This is a genomic window from Kamptonema animale CS-326, assembly GCF_028330895.1.
GTDB lineage: Bacteria > Cyanobacteriota > Cyanobacteriia > Cyanobacteriales > Microcoleaceae > Kamptonema > Kamptonema formosum.
Window position 1 is genome coordinate 40751 of sequence record NZ_JAQMUA010000020.1, and the last position, 22509, is coordinate 63259.

The window sequence follows — 22509 nt, forward strand, 5'->3', positions numbered from 1 at the left end:
GAAGGAGATGGGAGCAGGGGAGCAGAGGGGCAGAGGGGCAGGGGGGCAGACGGGACTGAGAAGGCAAAAGGATTTATTACTCTAGGAGAGAAGGTTGAAGACATTAGCTGAATGCTAACGCACAAGAAAAGCAAAATTCTCCCCATCTCCCCTATCCTCCCCATCCTCCCCATCTCCCCCGCTCCCGCGCCCCCCCGCTCCCCATCTCCTCCGCTCCCCTCCCCTTGCAGTTTCCAGTGGTAATTCTGATGAACTCTGATGCTGATTTCCAGCTTTCGAGCTTAGCCTCTCCCGACTTTTTGCAAGAATTAGGGGCAGAGTTAGTATTTACCCAGGATGCTTCTGGCAAATATCTACCTTTTTACTGGCAACAAGCTGAGAATTACAAACTGAACCCGGAAAAGATCGTAGGTTGCCAGATGAGCGAAACTTTTGGGCCAGTAGCGATCGCGCCTTACCTTGACCGAGTACGCCGCGCCCTCGACGGTCAAATGCCAGAGCGATTCAGCTATCCCTTTGCCTACGCAGAGGAGTATTTTCCCTTCGACCTAGTAATTAGTCCGGTGCTAACAGCTAATGGCAAAGCAACCAAAGTCCTAGTTATGGGCCGACTGTTACCTCATAAACTGAACGCTCAAGCCGTTAATTCTCAAGAATTGATCGCCTATCCCGCTTTAGCCTCAAACTTGGATTTGCACCAAAAAATGCTGATTCAAATTGCTGGGAGTATCCGCCGCACGCTCCCTCCCAGTTCTGAGTTGTATCATAAAATGCTCTCCCAAATTGCTCAGAATATCCGCCGAACTCTGGATTTAAGAACTATTTGGCAGCAAACTGTTAACAGTTTAGGGCAAGTTTTGGGAGTCACGCGCTGCATTATTTGTTCTTATAAAGAAGAAAATTCCGATTTCTCAGAACTCAATCCTAAATTTAAGGTAGTAGCTGAATATTGCCAAGAAGCTTACTCTTCGATGCTGGGTTTAGAACTCTCAGAGGCAGATCAGGCTGGGTGGAGTCAGGCTTTAGCGACTTTAGAACCAGTAGCAGTGGAGCGCACTCCTGATACTAAAGACCCCTTTGAGCGCTATTCGGCGCTGGTAGCAGCTACCTCCTATCAAGACCAACCCAATGCTTTGATTTGCTTGCACCAGTGTAATACTGTCCGCCGATGGAGCGCCGTTGAGGTAGAGTTTGTGCGGGAGTTAGCGGTGCAAGTGGGGACTGCGATCGCCCACGCTACTCTCTATCAAGAATTAGAACAAGCTCGTGCTGAAGCTGTGGCTTTATCCCAACTCAAAAGCCAGTTTCTAGCCAATACTTCCCATGAACTCCGCACTCCTCTAAATGGAATGCTTGGCTTTCTCAAGTTAGTAATGGATGGTATGGCAGACGATCCAGAGGAAGAACATCAATTTATTCAAGAAGCTTACCGTTCAGCGTTGCACCTACTCAATCTCATCAACGACGTTTTGGATATTGCCAAGATTGAAGCCGGGAAAATGGAGTTAGAACTTACTCCTATTAAAATTAATGAACTGTTGCAGGAAGTAGAAAATTTTACCCAGGCTCAGTTGCAACAAAAGCAGTTAAATTTTAAAATCCAAAAGCCTGCAACTCAAGATGAAATTATTGTATATGGCAACTACCAGCGCCTGCTCCAAGTGATGTTAAATCTAGTGGGAAATGCGATTAAATTTACCCATGAAGGGGGAATTAGTATCAGTCTGGAATTAATTAAGAGAAAGATAGTTATTCAGAATCGGGAACTACCAGGCATGGTAAAATTTAGAGTGGCGGATACAGGAATTGGAGTTTCTTTGGACAAACAAGATAAACTGTTTCAGTCTTTCTTCCAAGTAGACGGCGATCGTACTAGGCAATATGGCGGTACGGGTTTAGGTTTAGCAATTTCCCAAAAATTGGTAGAAGCTATGAGAGGGACGGTGAATTTTTATAGCATGGGAGAAGGCTTGGGATCGACGGTAACATTTACCGTGCCACTATATCAAGAACCAGTCATGGTTTCTACGCAATCTGCTGAAACTATTAACTTTTTTAGTCTAGATTAAAACTTAACTTAATTAGCAAAACTGACGCAGGATGCTTCTTAACGCCGCCATCTTAGCGGTGACTTGACCGCTAAGATCTAGCAATTAAAAATTAAAAATACAAAATTAAAACTGATGAATTTTATTTTTAACTTTTAATTTTCTGGCAGCGTTACGGCTAGAAATTTTCGCCGGAATACTTCGCCCCGATTACATACTCTCTCTGACTGCTTGAAGTTGTTCCATAGCAATTTCCTGAATTTCGCCGGCAAAATCGTTGTCTGCTGTCAAAAACAGCATACAGTGGCATTCCTTACGTTCGCGCATGGGAATGCAAGGGCAATTCCAGTATGCAGCTTTTACTTCTGCTTCTTTATCGTCGTAGTGGCGACAGGGACATAAGGGGGCACCGAGTTCGTCTTTGTGTTTCGCGAGTCCTTCAATGACTACAGCGGTGACAGAAGGTTCCACACAGAAGTAAGTGCCAGTGCGTTTAGCATAGGTTTCGGAGAAATTCTTCATCGCCTCCAGAGTTTTTTCGTTGGAGAGCTTGGTATTTTCTGTTGTTTTCATAGTTTAGATGGTAGATCGTTTGAGCAAGTAAGAAAGTCTTAATCACTTTAGCGGTTGCTATATCTTTTAATTCACGCTTTTAGCTGCCAATTTTTTACCCCTGACGATACCCAAAGGCATGACGTGGGTTGTGGGATTTCAACCGTTTCGTAGCTAAAGTCCAGAGTGTTTTGTATGGTATGTTAACTTTATCACGTCTGTTGAATATCGTGCCGCAATATTAAATAGCTAGCCTATTCGCTATAGTTGCGATCGCTACTCACCAAAAGTCTTGAGTGCCGAATCCTAGAGCAAACACCGGGCAATAGTTGCCGTTACTGACTCAGCTAACTCTTTAAGGGCATAACCCCCTTCTAGCCCAAAGGAAATGCGGCGGGTAATTTTAAGGCAGTAGTCTGTGAACACCCCATAATCCGAAGGCAGAAGGGTAATACTCGCCAAGGGATCGGCGGCATTGCCGTCGTAGCCAGCGCTGACAATCAACAAATCGGGCTTAAATTTCGATAAAAATGGCATAACTTGAGATTCAAAGGCGGTGCGGTACTCGGTGATGCCGCTACCAGGATACATCGGAAGGTTGAGTACATTGTCATAGGCTCCGCGTTCGTCTCCATAGCCAGTTCCCGGATAGCAGGGAGATTGGTGCAGGGAACAGAAAGCGATTTGGCGATTATTTTCAACTAGGGACTGGGTACCGTTACCGTGATGCACGTCCCAGTCGAGGATGGCTACTCGGTTAATTCCTGGTTGTTCGAGGGCGTAATGAGCAGCGATCGCAGCATTAGAAAACAAACAAAAACCCATGCCACGCTCTCTTTCAGCATGGTGTCCGGGCGGCCTTGCTAGCACGAAAGCTGGTTCACCACTGGCTAAGGCGCGATCGGCACCATCCAACCAAGCACTAATTGCTAGCAATGCCACATCATAACTATCTGCGGAAACTGGCGTGTCGCCATCCAAGTAGCCACCTCCCCGTTGTGCTAGGTGCTCTACTTCGTGAATGTATTTCTGCGAGTGAATCTTTTTGAGAATCGCAGTTAATACCTCACTACGTTTTTCAACAGGTGTGGGTAACTGCCAATCAAGCTCAGCAGCCCAAGGTGCAACTTTAAGAGATTCCACGATCGCACTTAGACGTTCTGGCCGCTCTGGGTGAAGCATACCAGTCTTGTGCAGCAAAAAATCCTCAGAGTAGATGACAGGTAGCATAGACAGTTTGGAGTTTTGTACCAGAGGCAACTAATAGCCAGAACGAGTTATTGTCATACTCGACTGATCCGTATGATAACCCGCTTTGACAATCGAGTGACCTCAAAAACACCAAATACTAAGATTCGTAATTGCTGAAGGGGGAAAGGTTAATTTTGTAACTTTCCTTGTTGCCAATTTCCTTCAACACGAGTGCCATCGGCATAACGGTAGGAACCTTGACCGTGCTTTTGGCCGTTGAGAAATTCTCCTTCGTAGCGATCGCCATTAGCGTAAACACAGAAACCTTTGCCGTTAAACTGACCATCGCGAAATTCCCCTTCGCAGCGATCGCCATTGGCAAACACATAAGTACCCTTCCCATTCATTTTTCCATCAGCAAACTCTCCTTCATAACGGTTGCCATTGGCGAAGGTATAAACGCCTTTACCCGTTATTTTTCCACTTTTAAATTCTCCTTGATAACTTCCTCCTTTAGCAAAAGTCAGAAGTCCCTGACCTTCTGGTTGCCCGTTGACAAAACTGCCTTTATAAGTATTACCATTGGCGAATTCTCTCACCCCTTCTCCATTGAAATCGCCATTGCTGAACATTCCTTGATAACGCCCCCCTTCTTTAAAAGTGAATATCCCCTGACCTTGGGGTTTGCCATCAACCATTTCACCTTCATATTGGTGGCCATTAGCATAATTACAGACACCTTTACCGTTAATTTTGCCGTCTTTTATCTCTCCTTCACAACGGGTGCCATTACTGAGTGTAAATGCCCCTTTACCTGTAGGAGAACCACTAGCAAATGAGCCTTCATAACGGTTGCCATTGGTAGAAGTAAAAATACCACTGCCCTCGAAGGCACCATTTTTAAATTCTCCTTCATAACGGTTGCCGTTGGGAAATTCACGGATGCCTTTGCCATTAAATTCTCCCTCAGCAAATTCACCGTCGTAACGCCCTTCTTCTTTAAAAGTATAAATACCTTTACCGTGAGGTTTGCCATTAATAAACTGTCCCTCATATCGATCGCCATTAGCATATTGGCACAGGCCAGGGCCGCTGAGCCTACCTTCGTTCAATTCACCTTCGCAACGGCTGCCATCGGGTAAGGTTACGACTCCCGCTATTGCCTTACTAGGGACTGTAAAAAACTCTGCTATTGATAAGCTAGAGCCTAGCAATAGGGCGATTCCCAACTGTTGAATGGTATTTAACTTGATTACAGACATTCCCAACTTCATAACTGTAAAAAACTCCTAAAATTAGCCTAATTTTGTATCTATTTGTTTCTGACTTTTAAAGCACAATTATTTAGTTTTTATGGGAATCATCAATCATTGAGGCGAAATAAAATTGATGCTGTTTTTCCCCGAAGGCCGCTGTCTGAGGCAGAAAATTTCCAATCTTTTACAGTTTCAATTGCGGCTCGATCGAAGTCATCATGACCGCTAGAACGCAGAATCTCGATATTAAATGAATTTCCCTCTGGGTCGAGATCGAACTTGACCTGCACTTGGCCTTCCCGTCCTTCTTTTCTGGCTTGGCTCGGATATCCAGGTTTGCCACAGCGGATGCAAGTTCCCGCTGGGGGGCCGGAGCGACGCGATGAACCTCCTGACGATCCTGGCTTTCCGGCTCTGGCGATCGCTCCAGAACCGTTGCCAAAGGGTGAGGAGGAGCCAGTACCATCTCCACCTAAACCTGAGTTGTTGGCTCCTCCTCCTCCAGGAATTCCAGAACCGCTAGAGTTTCCACCAGCACCGGGAAGAAAATCGCCTGTGTTGTTACCTCTCCCTGGACGGTTGGCGATCGCTGGTGAATTGGAAGAGGGCGATCGCCCCATTGCTCCCGAACCGCTACCAAATGGTTCTGAAGAACCTATTTCCCCATCTCCGTTCCCACCTTCTGAGGTGAGAATGTTACTGCCTCCAGGGATTCCAGAACCACCTGGATTTCCCAGATCGCCCAAACTATTGCCAGAGTTACTGCTACTACCAGGACGAGTGGTGGTGACTGGTGAGTTGGAAGAAGGCGATCTTAAGGGGCCCCCCCCATTATTCAAGGGATCAGAAGCAGGTGCGTCAAAGTCTCCACTCCCACTTGATGAGCTGCTGGAAGGGTTCGGGTTGCCCACATCTGGCAGAAAATCGCCTCTATTGTTACTTCCTCCTGGACGGTTGGCGATCGCTGGTGAATTAGAAGAGGGCTTTGGCAAGGGTTCACCGGCATTATTGAATGGTTCGGAGGAGGGTTCCTCAAACTCTCCACTTTTACTTGATGAGCTGTTGGAAGTGTCCGATGTTTCCACATCAGGGAGAAAATCGTCTCTATTCTTACTCGCTCCTGGACGGGTGGAAATGATTGGTGGTGATGGGGCTGGTTGCTCAATGGGCGGTGGGCTAGAGTTTTCAGGCTCTAAGGGTGAAGCTTTTTGAGCTGCTGGCTGAATTTCCGCCTCTGGTGCTTGGGCCTGTAGCGGTATTGGGTTAATTTCCGGCTCTGGTGCTGGTATCGATGGCGGTACTGGGCTAATTTCCGGCTCTGGTGCTGGTATTGATGGCGGCGCTGGCTGAATTTCCGGCTCTGGTGCTGGTATTGATGGCGGTTCTGGCTTAATTTCTGGCGCTGGTACCTCTGGCGGTTCTGGTTTAATTTCCGGCTCTGGTACCTGCGGCGGTTCTGGCTCAATTTGTGGCTCTGGCGGAGCAGGTGTGACCGTTTGGACGACCTTTTCCGGAACTACTTCGGGCTCCTCAACTAAAACAAATTCAATGGGTTCTTCTGCAAATTCATTTGGCTTGACCAAATTAAGGCTCAAGGGTAAAACAACACCGTGCAGAACGGTTGAGCCTAAAAGGCTCAATGCCAAAAATTTCTTCAGATCCGCTTCTTGTTGTTCTCTTTGTACTGTGGAAACGTTGGAAAAAGTCATGCCTTATGGCTCTCCTATATGCAGGGTTGGGCAAATTCTTGGTTAAACGATCGCATCTAACCGGAAAAGACTAACCAAGAGTGGTTGAGTTCGCTCTTAACTAGGAACTTATAAATTCTATCGGAAAGCGGTCACTTTTCTCAAGCACTCTTGATATTATTTAGCATTTATCAATCAAGACTGACGTACCCTGACCTAAATTTTTAATTCTCCCCACACTCACTTTAAACAGGCAGGAGATTTAGGGGATAGTGGCTGAGAAAGCGAGTTGCGGGCATTTCTGCATAAGTTTTCGACCTCTAGACTGTTAGCTACATTAATAAAATCATTCATTGCTCAGCTCTGTTTACAGGGGATTAGTTATATAAAACTTATATTTTAATGGCATATAAATAAAATATTTTAATCAAGCTGGCGATCGCCAGCTTGACATTTATTGCAGTCTATGAAAATGTAGTTGAGAAAAGTTTTTAAGTAATATACGATACTTAACTCCTAGAGCAAGCATTTCACCCAACTCTAAAACTGGAGTAACTTTTTGCTGGACTAAGCAGCCTGCGATCGCTCAACAAATCTCAACAAAGTACAAAGCAAAAGCAATGGATAATTTTATTAATCTTTTTCGTGCTGCGGGTATCGTTGCCTGGCCCCTGTTCGCCTCTTCAATTGCAGCAGTAGCACTGATCTTAGAACGTCTTGCCTTTTGGTTCCGCGTCAAACGGCGACAAAACCGAATGGTACGGGATGTCTTACAACTCTATCGCCAAAACCCGGATGGTGCGATCGAAAAACTGCGGGTTAACGCCGATCTGCCGATCTCCAGAATCTTTTTAGAAGCACTTTCATTAGAAGATCCAAACGCCGAAGAATTTCGCTTAGCTCTCGAAAGTGCGGCTCAAGCTGAAATACCTGTATTAAAGCGCTTCAATACAATATTTGACACAGTTATTAGCCTGGCTCCACTTTTTGGATTGCTAGGAACAGTTTTGGGGTTAATTGCTACTTTTGCCTCCCTCAAATTGGGTGATGTCGGTGGTACCAGCACATCAGGTGTGACTGCTGGTATTAGCGAAGCACTCGTCTCTACAGCAATGGGGTTAGTAGTAGCAATCTTTACCCTTGTATTTGCCAATATGTTTCGTGGTTTTTACTTAGAACAAATGGCTTTGATTCAAGAATCTTGCGGTCAATTAGAGTTACTTTATCGTCATTACTACGAACAAAAACGCGGAGAAAAAACTTATGCGTCTACCCGATGAACCAGATAATATACCCCAGATTAATATCGTGCCGATGATTGATGTGGTCTTTGCTATTTTGACCTTTTTCATCATTTCTTCGCTATACTTGTCCAAATCCGAAGGCCTGCCAGTAAATTTACCGCAAGCTGCAACTTCTATGTCTCAGCAAGCCCCGTCTAAAATCACCGTTACAGTTGATGCTAAAGGCAAGTTATCAGTTGATAAAAAGGCAGTTAGATTAGACGATCTAGAAAGTGCAGTGCGGCAGATTATGGGGAAGAATCAGAGTCAGTTAGTTGTGTTGAATGCTGATAAAAGTATCGCCCACGGTAATGTTGTGGAAGTAATGGATAGATTGCGTCGAATTAAAGGGGTGAAACTAGGGATTGCTACTGTGAGGTCTTAAGGAATGAAAAATAAATAACTTGCACAATTAAACCCCAGGAGCCTTGATCCACCAAGGTAAACTATTGCTCAATTAGTCACCTTATTTATTTTCCATTCCTAAGTAGGACGTAAAATTTACCCAACAAAAAGGATTGGGAACTTTTGATATTGCTGCTTATTGGCGACGTAAATATCGGGAAAAACAGGAGAATCAAGGTTGGTATCTTTTAACGAATGTCGGCGAATACGTCGTCGTCATAGTTTTTGGAATCGACATATTTCTATTCTTCCCAATAACAAATTTATTCCTTTTCTCCCTCCTAAAAGGAGACGGCAGAAAGAGGTGGGAAGGGATTGGGAGGTTAGCTCAGAGATGCGGTCATACCAAGGGTAATAGAATTTCAAATTCAGTACCAATACCAAGTTGCGATCGCATCCTGAATCTCCCACCATGCTTAGCCGTGACAATTTGATAGCTTACGGCTAGACTTGTCTCTTTCTCAGCGCGTTTTTCTGTAGAAAAGGATTGTAGAATTCTCTGCTGTTTCCCTGAAGACATCCCAGGCCCATTGTCAGCAATACGAATAGAAACCCAACGCAGCAATGGTCTTTCTGCATCCACTGGTGGCTCTGGGGAACAAACTTCTGTGGTAATTTCAATTCTGGGTTTATGAGCTGGGTCTTTGAGCGCTACACCTCTAAATTCTTTCGCCAATTCCTGACTAACAGCTTCATTAATCAAGGCGTTGATGGCGTTAGTCAAAATATTCATGAACACTTGGTTTAGCTGTCCTGCATAACAAGGCACTGGTGGTAAGTATCCATAATTTTTTACTACTTCTATTTCCCCTGTTAGTCGGCTTTTTAATAGCAAAACAATCCCGTCAATGACCGCGTGCAAGTCAGCGGGTTTGGGATGTACTTCGTCTATATGGCAAAAGTTTTGCAAACTTGTTGCTAATTTAGTCAGGCGTTCCGCTCCCGATCTAATACTACCAATAGTTCGCGGCAAATCTTTTTGTAAAAAATCAAATTCTATTTCTTGCTTTAGTTGGCAAATTTCTTCGGGAATCTCGGGCCAAAGGGCTTCGTAAGCAGATAGCAACTCTATTAAATTCTCGCTGTAACCTGTGACGTAAGTTAAATTACCCCAAATAAAACCAACTGGATCTAAAATTGCGTGTGCTACGCCATCTACTAAACGCCCCAAACTTGCCATTTTCTCACTTTGAATCATTTGAGCTTGGGCGCGTTCGTATCGCACTTGAGTTTCGATGCCTCGAATTTGCCAGTAGGCAATATTTAAAGCATGAACGTCTAATAATCGGTAAGATTTCGATTCCGACTGTACAGTGATGATTGGTTCTCCCTGTAATTCTGGCGATCGCCTAAAGGCCTGCTGTGCTGCAATTAAAATGGTTGTACTCTCTGGCAGAACTAGCATCTCCGTGCGAGCGTAACTGTAGAGGACTTTCAAGGGCAAGTTTAAAAACAACTCTAGTGCCTGGGGTTTGAGCAGGTACTCTAGCAGTCGCCGCCGCGACATCATCCCCACAAATTCGCCCTCTTCTGTCAAGATGACTCCAGGCAGAAGAGGATATTTTTCAAAGATCTCAGTAACAGTTACTCCCAAACAGGTTGATAGTACCTGAAAATGGTAAAGGGGTAAATCCCGGAGAGTGGACTCCAGAGAGAGGTCTTGGTTGCTCACTTCGGATAGGGATGGCCCAGACGATTTTGAATCTAATATATTTCCCACAAACATTCTGGCTTGGCGCGAAAGCAGACGCTTCAAGGATTGGGCAGATAGAATTTGCTACCAACTTAGCGTATCATTTCAGTTCTTTTTTAGATGTTGGATTTTCAATTTTGGATTAGGCCCAATTTTGTTAAAGCTTTGGTAAGGGTGAAGCTCAAACTACTGGTAGCAAGATTTCAAATTCTGTGCCTTTGCCTGGTTGCGATCGCAAATTCAGTCTACCGCTGTGTTTTTCCGTGACAATTTGATGGCTAATTGCCAGTCCCAAACCGCTGCCTTTGCCCATAGGTTTCGTGGTGAAAAAGTTATCAAATATCCGCTCCTGAATCTCTACGGGAATGCCGGGCCCGTTATCGCTAATCCGAATCGCTGCCCAGCTAGCACTCTCAATCTCTAAGGTTTCTGTAATAATCTCGATCTTAGGCTGCCAATTTTCGCTGCATTCTGCCTTTAATTCTTGCTCAGATGCGTGTTCTGCTAGAGCGTCGAGGGCGTTGACAAGCAAGTTCATAAATACTTGGCTTAATTGACCTGAGTAACAGTTAATCGGGGGCAGAAACCCGTATTCTTTCACGACTTTCACCGCATTTCTGAGGCGGCTTTTCAGGATCAGAAGTGTGGTATCGATACATTCATGAATGTTAGCTTCTCTGCGTTTTGTTTCATCCATGTGAGAGAAGTTGTGCAATCCATTTACAACCTTGAGCAGTTGCTCTGAACCAATTTGGATTCCTTCTAAAGTTAAAGGCAAGTCTTCTTTTAACCATTCAAATTCTATCTCTTCTTTAACTGTCTCTATTTTTGCAGGTGGCTCGGCTATTTCTTCTTCGTAAGCTGATAACAACTGCATCAGGCTCTCAAAATAGGAAATTAAAAAGCTTAAGTTCCCCCAAATACAGTTAAGCGGATTCCTAATTTCGTGAGCCACGCCAGCTACCATCCGCCCTAAATTCGCCATTTTTTCAGTTTGGATAATTTTAGCTTGAGTTTGTTTCTGGAGCAGCAGACTTGTCAATTCGTGAATTTTTGACTGAGCGACAAGTAATTGGTGTATATCTAAAATTCTGTAGTTCTGAGGCGCGATTTCAACCACAATCGGATCGTAAAGTAATTCCGCTGCTCTCTGCAATGATTGCTGTGTTGCTTCTACAATTAAGGTATTGCCGGGAAGAATTAAAATATCATGGCTCGAAAAGCGGTATAAAATCTCAATGGGTCGCTTGAAAAACATTTCTATCCCGTAGCGGCGGCTGATTTTTTCAAAAAAGAACCGACGGGAAATCATGCCTGCAAAATGACTCTGTTCAGTTAAAATAACTCCTGGGAGCAGGGGATGTGCTTCAAACGCTTGAGCAAGTTCTTTTGCTGACTGAGTAAATTCTATCTGAAAGTCGTAGAGCGGCAAGTCTTGGAGGGTTGATTCTAAAGATAGGTTCCGAGTACCAACTTCCGGTATCGGTAAAACTAATAATTCAGAGCCCAACTCATCCAACGCCCTCATAAATATACCTCCCTTAAGTTTTGTCTTGAGATCTGCAAGTTAGTAACTCACAATTTTTACTTGTCAATAAAATTTAAGCTGGTCTTAGCTAAAGAGTTGTTATTTTTATATGCAGGTTTGACTAGCAACACATCGAAGAGTGGGTAAATAGGTTCTTTTACCCACGATATTTTGATGCTATTTCCTGAAAATATATCTGAAGATGGTTGACAGTTTGAGTATAGCCTTATTATACTTGTTTGAGTTGATTATTTTTTAATTTTCCTCCCCAAACAGCTTTTTAGGGTTCTACCTCTGGCCATAAATGTTCCAACTGCCTCCGCCATACTGCTAGAGTTTGTTCGCGGGATTCTGACCCCTGCTGCATCTCACCCATCAACCCCTCTGCATAGAAACGCTCTAAAGTTTGAAGAGTAGTTTGGATAGACTGTCCTTGACGCTTAGCGGCCTGAATGATTTGACGGATGCGGCTTTCAATCAACTCATTCCAAAAGTCTGCCACTCCTTGCTGATGCAGAGATAGCAATTGTGTGGCAGCAGAAGAAAAATCAGCAATAGTAAGACTCTGGCAATTGTGCTGAAAAACTCCCCACAAGACATTTTGGTGGATGGCATAGCGAGTTTCTAGCGTGCGATCGAAGTTAGCTTCGAGTAGTTGTTCCAGAAAAGGTTGAGCTTCAGCAACAGAAACAATTGGTATTAAGATCCGCAGCCAACTTCCATCGTCAGATAGCAAGACTAACAGCCGAAAATTAGCAGTTTCTACTTGCCAAGAATTCCAGGCTATAGCTTCTACGGCTTCACCAAATAATTTTTTAAGAGTATTGGTAATTTCTTCAGGAGTCATCTTAATTTGGTAATGGGTAATTGGTAATTGGTAATGGCTAATTGCTAATGGCTAATGGCTAATCGCTAATTGCTAATGGCTAATCGCTAATGGCTAATCGCTAATTACCCATCTCCCCCCTGCTCCCCTGCTCCCCCTCTCCCCTTCTTCCTTGGGATTAGGGTAGCCAGCGGGGATGATATCCGGGAAAAGGTAGTTCTTCTGGTTGTAGCTTTGACTGAGAACCGTCTGGGGGTATGTCAACTAATGGTAACAGCCAAAGGCGGCTAGTTGCGATCGCTTCTCCGCCTTGACTGCGGGGACTATCTGCTTTTGTAGAATTTCCCGCCGTCACCGACTGGTCAAATACTAAAACCAAGCCGTCAGGAGATAAACTCATTTGAATATCTCTCTGATTCGGTAAAATTAGCAGCGGTTTGATTGTCCCAACTAAACGGCCTTTCTCCTGTATCAGGTCAATCGCTGCAATGAAAGGTTGTTCTTTGTACTCTTCAGTTTTCAGGCGTTCTGCCAATAGACAATATAAGCGTCTAACTTGAGCATTTTGACCAGTTCTAGGGTCAAATTGGACGCTGAGAATACTGCCAGGAATGCGGATAATTTCTTGTTCCTCGCCTTGGTTTGTCAACAGGAAAAGCGATCGCGTATAGTCAGTATTGTACTTAACATAGGCGGCCGCTGAATTGTCTGGGGCCATGCCTAAGACTTGCTCAAAATTTGGTAAAAATTCTACGGGATCTGCTTCGGGTTTCAGGGGGACGATGGCTAATCCTTGCTTTTGGGAAATTACCATCGATTTATTGTCCGGCCTAATAATAAAATCTCCACCTTGTTGATTTTCTAAACGTTTGGGTTTTTGACCTTCCTCCAAAATCCAAGGGCTATAATCTCCAGTCGGATTGCTGCGATTCACTCGCTGAATTACTATTATTTTACCATCGGCAGAGAGGTCAAACTTGAGGTTTTGGTATTCTTTAGAGTCTAAAACTTTATCTATTCTTCCTACTGGTTCAGGTGAGGCGATCTCTGTTCCCGGTGAAAGCGGATGAATCCCTGTAGTTACTGTATATAGTTCTTGTTCTAGAGTACCGCCAAAACTTGCGGCTGAACGGTCTGTAGCAGAAAATAAAATGCGATCGCCGTTGGGATAGGGTTTAAAATCCATCACTACTAAATCTTTAGGAGTGAGGGCGATTGGTTTCGGGTTACTTGTGAGATTAACTAGCATTAATTTCCCTTCTTCTTCTCCTTTAACGCCGATGTAAACAAAGGCACGATCTCGGCTACGAAAGAAGCCTGTGAAGGGTTGAATAAATCCCCGTCGTTTTTTAGGTGGCGTTGGTGACGGATTTGTTTGTGTGTTTTCAGCGTGAAATTTGTCCGTTGCTCCTTGTAGTTGTAAGCTGTAGGTAGTTCCATAAGGGGCTGGTTCTATTAAAGTGTAAGCCATGCGACGGCCAGCCCAGCTAAATTTGCCGGGAAGAGGCGGATCGAGGCGCAAATTCGCCTCGACGCTGGGATGATTCATCGGACGATTAAATGTAAGGATAAAACCCGTATCTTCGGCACCGATTTGTTTTCCCTGCCAGCTAAAATCTCTAACTTGTGCTGCTGTACTGTCGCCGCTAAGCAGTAATATTCCTATTAATAGACTCAGCCCTATCATCATGCCAATGGCAAGGCGATCTAGGGGCTGAACCCATTTTAAATTTTCGATCTTTGACTTGAAATCAATCATTTGGTAATTGTTAGTGGTTAGTGGTTAGTGGTTAGTGGTTAGGGAAATCGGCAACTAACAGTTAACAGTTAACAGTTAACAGTTAACTAATAATCATAGGGATTTTTAGGTTCTGGAATTGGCTTGAGAGAGGATGCCAAGATAATCAATTTACGCTTTCCTCCTAATTCTTCTGTACTCATTTCTCCTTCAATCTCTAGCCAGCTATCTGCTGGAAATGACGCTCGATCTTGTCCTGGTTGCAGTTTAACTGGCAATCCTATAGGGTAGGCATCAGCGGCGCAACAGGTAATCACAAAACGGGCAACCCAGATGTATTCCTTTGACAAGGAAGGGGGATGAATTACGAATCCTTGAACTTTAACTTTTTGACCTGTATATGAGTCTGGTTCTGGATTAAAATTTAACAGTCTTACCCATTCTATGAGCGATCTTTGTTCTGGTTTGGCGGCGTTGCGAAATTCTTGAGGCTGCATTCGTGTGACTGGTAAGGATTCAGTAATCCCTCGTTCTAAAGCTGTTTGGCTGCTAAATGTTCGCGGGGTGATGATGAAGCCAATCAATGCCACGCTTAATAGTAATATACTGCCCCAACCAGGAGGAAATAGAGTAATGTGTTGAATTTCTTCTATTCTGGGAGAATCAATTCCCGGCACTTGGCGCAAAATCTTTTTGCGTTCCTCAATCTGGAAAAGTTCGTAGATTTTAAGACTGCCAACGACAATTAAGCCTATTCCTGCTGCTAAAGTTAGGCCAAAGTAATTGGGATGGATCAGAATGTTTAATTTGCCAGTAATCCAATATTTTAGCAGCAAGATTCCCCAGGCTAAGATGGCTAAGGCATCTAGCCAAGGGCCACTGCGTCGCAATAGTGAAGGTGGTGAGAGTCTAGCAGTCATTGGTAATTGTTAACGGTTAACGGTTAACTGTTAACGGTTAACAGTTAACTAATATGCAAATTAACAGCAAGGGTGAGCAAAAATGTCAATTGAGCGGCTAGTACGATTAAGTAAATCACAGCTCGCGGCTGAAAGATTGACAACATTAAGCCAATGCCTTTGAGGTCAATCATTGGGCCAAAAACTAAAAAAGCTAGTAGCGATCCACTGGTAAAGGTTGAAGCAAAGGATAGCGCAAAAAAGGAATCAACGGTGGAACAAATTGATACGACTGTGGCTAATAGTAGCATGGCTACTATGGAGGAGATTGGGCCTTGACCAAGGCTGAGGATGAGTTCGCGGGGTGCTGCGACTTGAATGGCGGCGGCGATCGCGCTACCAATTATCAACACTCCTCCTAACTCGCGCAATTCCTGTACCATGCTATCTAGCAGTAGATACAACCGCTCTTTGGAGGGACGGCGGAAAAAAGGCGAAGCTGCTTTTTCTTCCAATACAGATTCTAGGCGCACGGGCCCTCCGGGTTGACCCAAAAAGAATGTCCCCGATCGCAATAAAGGGGAAGTTTGGGCCTCTACTAGCTCTTTTTCGGAGGGATAGGGTTCTAGTTTGGGTAAAGCGCGGGCGATCGCGGGTTGCAGCATGGGTCGAAAATCTGGCTGTACGCTAAATACCCAACCGATAGTTGTGGCTATTGTCAAGGAAAATACTACCCGCAGCACTACTATCTCCGGCTGATCGCGAAATGCTGTCCAAGTGGCCCAAATGACAATAGGATTGATGGTGGGAGCTGCCAATAAAAACCCGATCGCGACTGGGGTGGGGACTCCCTGCATCAACAATCGCCGCGCTACTGGTACATTCCCGCATTCGCAAACAGGAAACAAAAAGCCAATTAAACTGCCGACGAGAGCCCCTAACAGTGGGTGGCGGGGGATGTATGATAGAAGTTTGCGCTCGTCAATGAACCACAGGAGCAAACCTGAGAATAAGACTCCCAGTAGTAGAAAAGGCATGGCCTCTACTAACAAGCTGAGAAAAAGGGTGAAAGCACTGTTTAACTGATTTGTCAGCGTGGATTGCATCTCTCACCTATCTAGAAATTGCGGCCGCGATGGGCAAACACTTTTTGAATCATAGCAAGTAAAGCGCGAAGTTAAGGTGAGGTTAAAAATATATTATCGTGATTTCCGAGTCTTAATTCATTAGTTATAAATCTATAAAATGTTGGTGGTTGGAATAATTTTAGTTTTATACACCATCAGTTTTAAGGCGATAAAATTTTATGCCAAGTTTGCCCTCTGCTCAGTTGTCTGTCCCGCCAATGTGGGAAACTTTTCCCCCGAATCTGCTTTTAGATTCCACCCTCGAACATCTATCGCTTTGGGATTTTCAGGTTGAATCTTCCGATCGCGGACAAATTGTGACTGAGAGGCTGGAAGCTAATCCTTTGATCCCAGGAGTTATTTTAACAGAAGGAGGTAACTTATTGGGGATGATTTCGCGGCGGCGATTTTTGGAATATCTCAGTCGCCCTTACGGGTTGGAATTGTTTTTAAAGCGACCTCTAAAATCTCTCTATCGCTTTGCCTGTAGGGATATGTTGCTGTTACGGGGAGATAGTTTAATTGTAGATGCAGCCCGTCAGTCTTTGGAGCGATCGCCGGAACTACTTTATGAGCCGATTGTGGTTGAGTTATCTCCGCAAAATTATCGGCTCTTGGATGTCCATGAATTACTGATTGCTCAGTCGCAAATTCACGCTCTGGCTACTCAGTTGCTCAATCAAGCTTACCAAGAGTTGGATGAAGTTTATAAACAATTACAGCGCCAAGCTTGTTTAGATGGCCTTACCCAAGTGGCGAATCGGCGCAGATTTGATGAATACCTTCGCCAAGAGTGGTTGCAAATGGCGAGAGTGCGATCGCCACTGGCACTAATTATGGCTGATGTTGACTATTTTAAGCTCTACAACGACACCTACGGCCATCAACAGGGAGATGATTGCTTGAAGGCTGTAGCCCTTGCTATCAGTCAAGCTACACGCTCTCCGTCAGATTTGGTGGCCCGCTACGGAGGTGAGGAATTTGCGATCGTTCTACCCAATACTGATGCTAGCGCGGCCCTGCTGGTGGCGGAGGATATCCGATCGCGCCTGAAAGCAATGGCGATCGTTCATCAAGGTTCCCCAGCCTGCGAGTGTGTGAGTTTAAGTTTAGGCGTTGCTTGCACTGTTCCTGATGATGAAAATGGGGGAAGTTACCTATGTTCCCCGGAAAAGTTGATTGCTGCTGCTGACTGCGCTCTCTATCAAGCCAAAAAACAGGGGCGCGATCGCGTTGTCCTCAGTTTGCCTTGGAGTTAGTAACTATAGCAGGATGCAGGAGGAAAATGCGATCGGAGAAAGGGTTGGGGCGATCGAGAATGTCCTAAAAGTTGTGGCGGTTGCTAGATATCAGGGAAATCGCATCTACTTTCTGCTCGATAAAATAATATCCCTATTATTGAATATTTCAATGCCCAGCTAAGTGCCGAACAAATTCAGAAGCGCGACGGTAAATCCTGCTGACAATTGGCAACTTATAACTGAGCTGAGTGGCAAAGTCGGACAAACTATCAGAACCCATTAAGTCAATCCGTCGCAATGCCAATAGACGATCGTTTAAACCATTTATCCCTGATAAACAGGATAAGCCATAAGTATAACCGCAGGCTCCGATTAAATGCTGAACAACTGGATCGAAATCTCCGTAGGGATAGGCAAAAGTTTTCACAGACCTTCCTAACCCCTGTTCCAGTATAGAGCGCGATCGCACAGCTTCCTGTACTATTTCTGTAGGCGACAGCAAGCTCAAAGGCTGATAAGTTGCACCCAAAGAACCAAACTCAACTCCTTCATCTCTCAGTTGACAAATTTCCGGCCATCCTAACAGTGGCACTTCTGGACTATCTGCGCGTTCCCAGCTATTTGTAGTACCAATTCTCTCAGCCACCAACAACACTGTAGCGTTAAAACCGTAACGTTTTAGCAAAGGCCAAGCATAGTTAAAAAAGTCGAGATAGCCACCATCAAAAGTAATTAATATAGGTTTTCCAGGTAACAGAGTACCAGTTGTTGTCGATTTCTCCCAATCTTCCCATACCGCAGAATAAAAGTTATTTTCGGATAAATACTGCAACTGTTTTTCAAAATTATCGGGAGTAACATTGTAGCCAACTGTTGCCCCCTCTAATTGTGGGCAAACATGGCGATACCTTAAAATTGGCATTTTTGCAGTTGCCCTCGTAGCCAAACTGCTGTTACTGTTATCTAAGTTCCTGGCAGTAAATTGAGCTAATCCCTTATAAAGTTGTCGGTTTGTCAGAGGTTCCAAATGGCACTTTAAATTAAGCTGTAACAACCTAAACTTCCCAGGAAAATTAGCCAAAGCAAAAGCGCCGAGCAATTTTCCCCCAATGTTAGATTCGATTTTATTAACATCTTGAGAAGGCTGAAATTCAGGAGAGTCGATCGAAGTTGGGGACTTTGGCAACAACAGTTCTGGTGCATAAATAACTCGCTCCAACTTCTCCTCAGTAGAATTAGTTAATATCGGCGAACCAGTGGTTTCCCATAGTTGAGTCAATTCTGTCACCATCCCCATTGGTAAAGTTGCTCTCCTGTTGGTACTGCTTCCTATTCTTCCTAAATTTCTACCCAATAAGAAACTATTTCTGGGGTAAATTCCATTAGAATCAGCAGCATTTAACCAGTCGGGGAAGCGTGTTCTAGTTTTGGCTAATTCAACTAGGTGCGATCGCAAAGATGTCGAATCATTCAAAGGTTTACCTAATAAAACCTCTCGCACGCAAACCCGGCAAAGTTCAAAACCACTAGCTTTAATCAAAGTTGTGCGTAAAGTTTGCGCCGAGATCGAATTTTCCTTGACCGGGACAGTAACTATACCAATCGGTACACCACCCACTGTTAACAATACATCAATTTCTGGTAGCGAAATTTCTATATTTTTCAGTGGTTCGCTCAGCTCAATTGTCAATAATTTTGTGTCAATATGTTTCGCGATCGCGGCTTCAAAAAGCTCTGGGTTGTAGAAGTTTTCTAGTGACCATTCCGCTTGTCCGCAAATATCCTGTAAAAAGACTTGCCAAACCTTTTTTGATTGTTGGTTTTGGGTCAAGGAATCTATAACTTTTATCTGGTTTTTCCCAATTTTTGTCTCGAAAAAGCGATGGAGAATTGGCAAATAAAATTTAGTCGCGATCGCATCCGCCAAAACAAAGCGGCTTACTACCCCATCGCAGAATGGCAATTCGATATTTCCCAGATATTCTCCCTCCATTTCCACACGACAAAGGAGGCGCTCAAATGATAAAGGTGCAAAGATATCAACGATCGAGCGTGTTATCTCCACCCGTTCTTTCTGGGAAATTTCATCGGTTAGCGGTCTAATTTTATTAATAAGATCTTCTATTTCTTTTTCCTTAAAAGCACTATAATATTTGTGAGAATTGCTTCTTTCAATATTTCTTTCTATCCCTTTATGCCAAGGCTCTCCCAAGCTTAATTTTTGAGATGTTTCTTTATAGCGACTTAGCATTAAATCATCAAACTCAATCTGGGCAAATTCACAAATATTTGATAAAGTCAGTCTAGGATTTTCTACAAAGTCCTCGTATTTCACTAAAATATGATTGTTTTTTTTTGCATTCTTATAACTAATTGATATTGCTTCTTGCCAGCGCTGTCTGCAAAAATCTATACTCCATTCACTGCTCCAAGCATCAGGCCCAGAGTCTTTTCTGGTAGCCTCATACATTGAGGCGATGACATCCATACCATTTCGTAAAATGTGTATGAATAGAGCATCTGGCAATAATTTCTCTAAATAATCAATGTAGTAGATATGCTGAGGGGTTTTTTCAAGCCAGATAGATTTATTCTGTTCAATCGCTAAAGTATCTAAAACTGCTATCAAAGTATTAGCCTTTTCTAATTCCGACTGATTAGTATTAAAATAACTTAAAAATCTTGGCTCATTAATTTTGTCAATAAAAAACTTTTTCAATCCTTCTTCAAGAGAGATAGCATTTTCATATGGTGATAATAAATATTGAAAAAACTTCGTTTCTGGAAAAGATATTATAGAAGGATGAGCCGCCAACAAACTTTGGAGAATAGTAGTCCCAGAGCGAGATGCACCCACTAAAAATATCCGTTTCATATTAATTCCTGTTGTATCGTAATTATTACTCTTTTTACTCTTTAGCCAATTTCCCAACGACAAGGAGGCCAAAGAATAGTTCGATAATCAATCGCCGCATTAACTATTAGGGGATAAACTTGCCAGTGGAAATCGTAGGGATAACCCCACTTCTCCTTATATACTCCCACATTCACAAAATACTCACCGCCGCCCAGATCCAATCGATCGATCCGCAGCTTAATTTTCCCCCTACCTTGAATCTGAGGTATTGCCATTTGCATTTTCTCAGTATTAGCATCAAAACAGACTTTTCCATCTTCTCGACTAATATTAACAGTAAAAATTGGAGATACTATTGCTGCTGGAGAAATATACTCAATTTCCACATCCAGGGGATCGCCACCCCGAATCTCTGAAACCGGCAACAATCGCACACTGGTAATTTCTACTTCCCCTGTACCAACTCTGTTTTCACTACTTTCAACTGGGGAAAATACTTTAGCTATTTGAGGAGATTGTGTCAGGCTGAGTTTCTGGGTTTCTACTCCCATATCCGCTGCATACTGAGCTGCTATCATTTTAGGATTGCCATACATTAAGATTTTACCTTCCTTTAACCAGATAGCTTCATCGCAAAGTTGCTCGATTTGCCGGGGATTTTGAGAAACTAACATAATTGCACAACCAGAAGATTTAATCTCAGACATTCTTTGCAAACATTTCGCTTGAAAAGCCACATCTCCTACAGAGATAAATTCATCAATTAGTAACACTTTGGGATCGGTATGTACGGCGACTGAAAAACCCAAACGCATTTGCATCCCCGTGCTATAAGTTCGCATGGGACTATCAATAAATTGACCCATTTCTGCAAATTCGACAATATCATCAAAGCGCTGCGCTACTTCCTGACGAGTTAAACCTGCGACTACTCCACCGACAAATACATTTTCTCGCCCCGTCAAATCTCGATGAAAACCAGCACCTAAATCCAATAAACCTCCAATTCTAGGGTTAACAATAATTTTACCCTCGTCGGGCTTGCCAATGCCTCCTACCAGTAATAAAAGTGTAGATTTACCGGCTCCATTGCGCCCAATAACCCCTAACATTTTTCCGGGAGGGACGGTGAAACTAACATCTCGCAGCGCCCAGAAACGCGCTTCTGGATTCAAACGTCTCATGCCTGAGAGGGCGGCCTCCATAATTGTTTTGGGCTTTTTAGCACTGAATTTACTAAAACGTTTACCCAGTCCTTCGACAATAATCCCAGTATTTTTCAACTATATTTCCTCCACAAAACGATCGCTTGCTGAGTCAAAAATTCCATGACCAATAAGTATAAGTCCACTACTAATTAATGCAATGATACCCAAAGCTACCAAATTTGGTTGTGTCCCATAAATTAGTACAGCCCGATAAGCTTCCACAATAGATACCATTGGGTTGAGGTAGTAAATCAACGCAATTTTAGGGGGTAGAGCATTTACTTGATAGAAAATGGGTGTGAGATACAAAAGCATTTGTAATAACACACCAAGTGTATGTTGTGTGTCATGGAATGTGACGTTAAAAGCAGCCAAAGGATAAGCAAGGCCTACCGTCAGAGCAAACTGTAGTAACATCAAGAAAGGCAGAAATAAAACTACTGGTTTAAATTGTACCCCATCAATTAGTAGAAATAAAGTTAAGACTGGTAATGCTAGTAAAAAGTGAATCATTCCTGTCATAACTGTTACTACAGGTAGTATAGCAGAAGGAAATTTTGGCAATCTGATCAAAGGGCGGTTCTGGAGAATTAAACCTGTTGCTTGGAAGAGTGAGGTAGAAAACCAATTCCAAACCAGTAGGCCAATAAAAACATAAGATGAATATTGGGGAACATTCATCGGCAGGATAATATTGAAGACAAAGGTAAAAACTCCTAACTGCAAAAGGGGAGCAATTAGTGTCCAAGCGATTCCTAAAACTGACCTTTTATAGAGTAACTTCATATCGCGAGATACGAGTTGTCTTAGCAAGTCATAAATATACTGTGGTCGCCATTTAAGTTGAGCTATTTGGGCGTTCATCTTAGTTACCATTACTATTAATTGTTAGTTGTTAGTTGTTAGTTGGTGATTGGTAATCGCTAATCCCCCATCTCCCCCGCTCCCTCTCTTCCCCTAGCCCCTAGG

General features: G+C 43.6%; 18 protein-coding genes. 5 read left to right on the top strand and 13 right to left on the bottom strand.

What is annotated here, in order from left to right:
- Positions 1 to 248 precede the first annotated feature (248 nt).
- Positions 249 to 2069, top strand: a complete 1821-nt coding sequence (locus tag PN499_RS01575) for an ATP-binding protein (protein ID WP_272029823.1) — start codon at positions 249 to 251, stop codon at positions 2067 to 2069.
- Between the two features lie 189 nt (positions 2070 to 2258).
- On the opposite strand, the gene PN499_RS01580 is transcribed toward PN499_RS01575, so the two are convergent.
- The 4 genes from PN499_RS01580 to PN499_RS01595 form a co-directional block, all read right to left on the bottom strand.
- Complete coding sequence (locus tag PN499_RS01580) at positions 2259 to 2621, bottom strand: ferredoxin-thioredoxin reductase catalytic domain-containing protein (RefSeq protein WP_272029824.1); 363 nt, start codon at positions 2619 to 2621, stop codon at positions 2259 to 2261.
- A gap of 285 nt (positions 2622 to 2906) precedes the next feature.
- Positions 2907 to 3830 (bottom strand): histone deacetylase family protein, encoded by a 924-nt coding sequence (locus PN499_RS01585; protein WP_272029826.1) that lies wholly within the window; start codon positions 3828 to 3830, stop codon positions 2907 to 2909.
- Positions 3831 to 3979: 149 nt separating this feature from the next.
- On the bottom strand, positions 3980 to 5053 hold the full coding sequence (locus tag PN499_RS01590) for an MORN repeat-containing protein (RefSeq protein WP_272029828.1): 1074 nt from the start codon (positions 5051 to 5053) through the stop codon (positions 3980 to 3982).
- 101 nt (positions 5054 to 5154) lie between these two features.
- Complete coding sequence (locus PN499_RS01595; protein ID WP_272029830.1) at positions 5155 to 6756, bottom strand: TonB family protein; 1602 nt, start codon at positions 6754 to 6756, stop codon at positions 5155 to 5157.
- Positions 6757 to 7355: 599 nt separating this feature from the next.
- Here PN499_RS01595 and PN499_RS01600 point away from each other — a divergent pair.
- Together PN499_RS01600 and PN499_RS01605 are read left to right on the top strand one after the other, a co-directional pair.
- Positions 7356 to 8015 carry a MotA/TolQ/ExbB proton channel family protein gene (locus PN499_RS01600; protein WP_272029832.1) on the top strand — a complete coding sequence of 220 codons (660 nt, stop codon included), beginning with the start codon at positions 7356 to 7358 and terminating at the stop codon, positions 8013 to 8015.
- Positions 7999 to 8403, top strand: a complete 405-nt coding sequence (locus PN499_RS01605; RefSeq protein WP_272029834.1) for an ExbD/TolR family protein — start codon at positions 7999 to 8001, stop codon at positions 8401 to 8403. The genes PN499_RS01600 and PN499_RS01605 overlap by 17 nt, the downstream gene beginning before the upstream one ends.
- Before the next feature lie 360 nt (positions 8404 to 8763).
- Here the strand turns inward: PN499_RS01605 and PN499_RS01610 are convergent, their stop codons facing one another.
- The 6 genes from PN499_RS01610 to PN499_RS01635 all read right to left on the bottom strand — a co-directional run bounded on the left by PN499_RS01610 (position 8764) and on the right by PN499_RS01635 (position 16213).
- Positions 8764 to 10149: a sensor histidine kinase gene (locus PN499_RS01610; protein WP_272029883.1), complete on the bottom strand. Its 1386-nt coding sequence runs from the start codon at positions 10147 to 10149 to the stop codon at positions 8764 to 8766.
- Between the two features lie 148 nt (positions 10150 to 10297).
- Complete coding sequence (locus tag PN499_RS01615; protein ID WP_272029835.1) at positions 10298 to 11644, bottom strand: sensor histidine kinase; 1347 nt, start codon at positions 11642 to 11644, stop codon at positions 10298 to 10300.
- A gap of 280 nt (positions 11645 to 11924) precedes the next feature.
- The gene (locus tag PN499_RS01620) at positions 11925 to 12491 is read right to left on the bottom strand and encodes a hypothetical protein (protein WP_272029837.1); all 567 of its coding nucleotides are present in this window, start codon (positions 12489 to 12491) and stop codon (positions 11925 to 11927) included.
- A 157-nt stretch (positions 12492 to 12648) separates the two neighbouring features.
- Positions 12649 to 14229 carry a hypothetical protein gene (locus PN499_RS01625; RefSeq protein WP_272029839.1) on the bottom strand — a complete coding sequence of 527 codons (1581 nt, stop codon included), beginning with the start codon at positions 14227 to 14229 and terminating at the stop codon, positions 12649 to 12651.
- Between the two features lie 86 nt (positions 14230 to 14315).
- Positions 14316 to 15128 carry a TIGR03943 family putative permease subunit gene (locus tag PN499_RS01630; RefSeq protein WP_272029841.1) on the bottom strand — a complete coding sequence of 271 codons (813 nt, stop codon included), beginning with the start codon at positions 15126 to 15128 and terminating at the stop codon, positions 14316 to 14318.
- A 44-nt stretch (positions 15129 to 15172) separates the two neighbouring features.
- Positions 15173 to 16213: a permease gene (locus PN499_RS01635; RefSeq protein WP_272029843.1), complete on the bottom strand. Its 1041-nt coding sequence runs from the start codon at positions 16211 to 16213 to the stop codon at positions 15173 to 15175.
- 200 nt (positions 16214 to 16413) lie between these two features.
- On the opposite strand from PN499_RS01635, the gene PN499_RS01640 reads away from it, so the two are divergent.
- On the top strand, positions 16414 to 17493 hold the full coding sequence (locus PN499_RS01640; protein ID WP_272029845.1) for a GGDEF domain-containing protein: 1080 nt from the start codon (positions 16414 to 16416) through the stop codon (positions 17491 to 17493).
- 13 nt (positions 17494 to 17506) lie between these two features.
- Positions 17507 to 17656, top strand: coding sequence for a hypothetical protein (locus PN499_RS01645; RefSeq protein ID WP_272029847.1), 150 nt, complete (start codon positions 17507 to 17509; stop codon positions 17654 to 17656).
- Here PN499_RS01645 and PN499_RS01650 read toward each other — a convergent pair.
- From PN499_RS01650 to PN499_RS01660, 3 genes are read right to left on the bottom strand one after another with little or no spacing between them, the layout of a single operon-like run.
- Positions 17642 to 20350 (bottom strand): sulfotransferase, encoded by a 2709-nt coding sequence (locus PN499_RS01650; RefSeq protein ID WP_272029850.1) that lies wholly within the window; start codon positions 20348 to 20350, stop codon positions 17642 to 17644. The two genes, PN499_RS01645 and PN499_RS01650, sit on opposite strands and share 15 nt — an antisense overlap.
- A 41-nt stretch (positions 20351 to 20391) precedes the next feature.
- A complete protein-coding gene (locus PN499_RS01655) occupies positions 20392 to 21615 on the bottom strand; it encodes an ABC transporter ATP-binding protein (RefSeq protein ID WP_272029852.1) in 1224 nt (407 codons plus the stop codon).
- Positions 21616 to 22404 carry an ABC transporter permease gene (locus tag PN499_RS01660; RefSeq protein ID WP_026103655.1) on the bottom strand — a complete coding sequence of 263 codons (789 nt, stop codon included), beginning with the start codon at positions 22402 to 22404 and terminating at the stop codon, positions 21616 to 21618.
- Positions 22405 to 22509 lie beyond the last annotated feature (105 nt).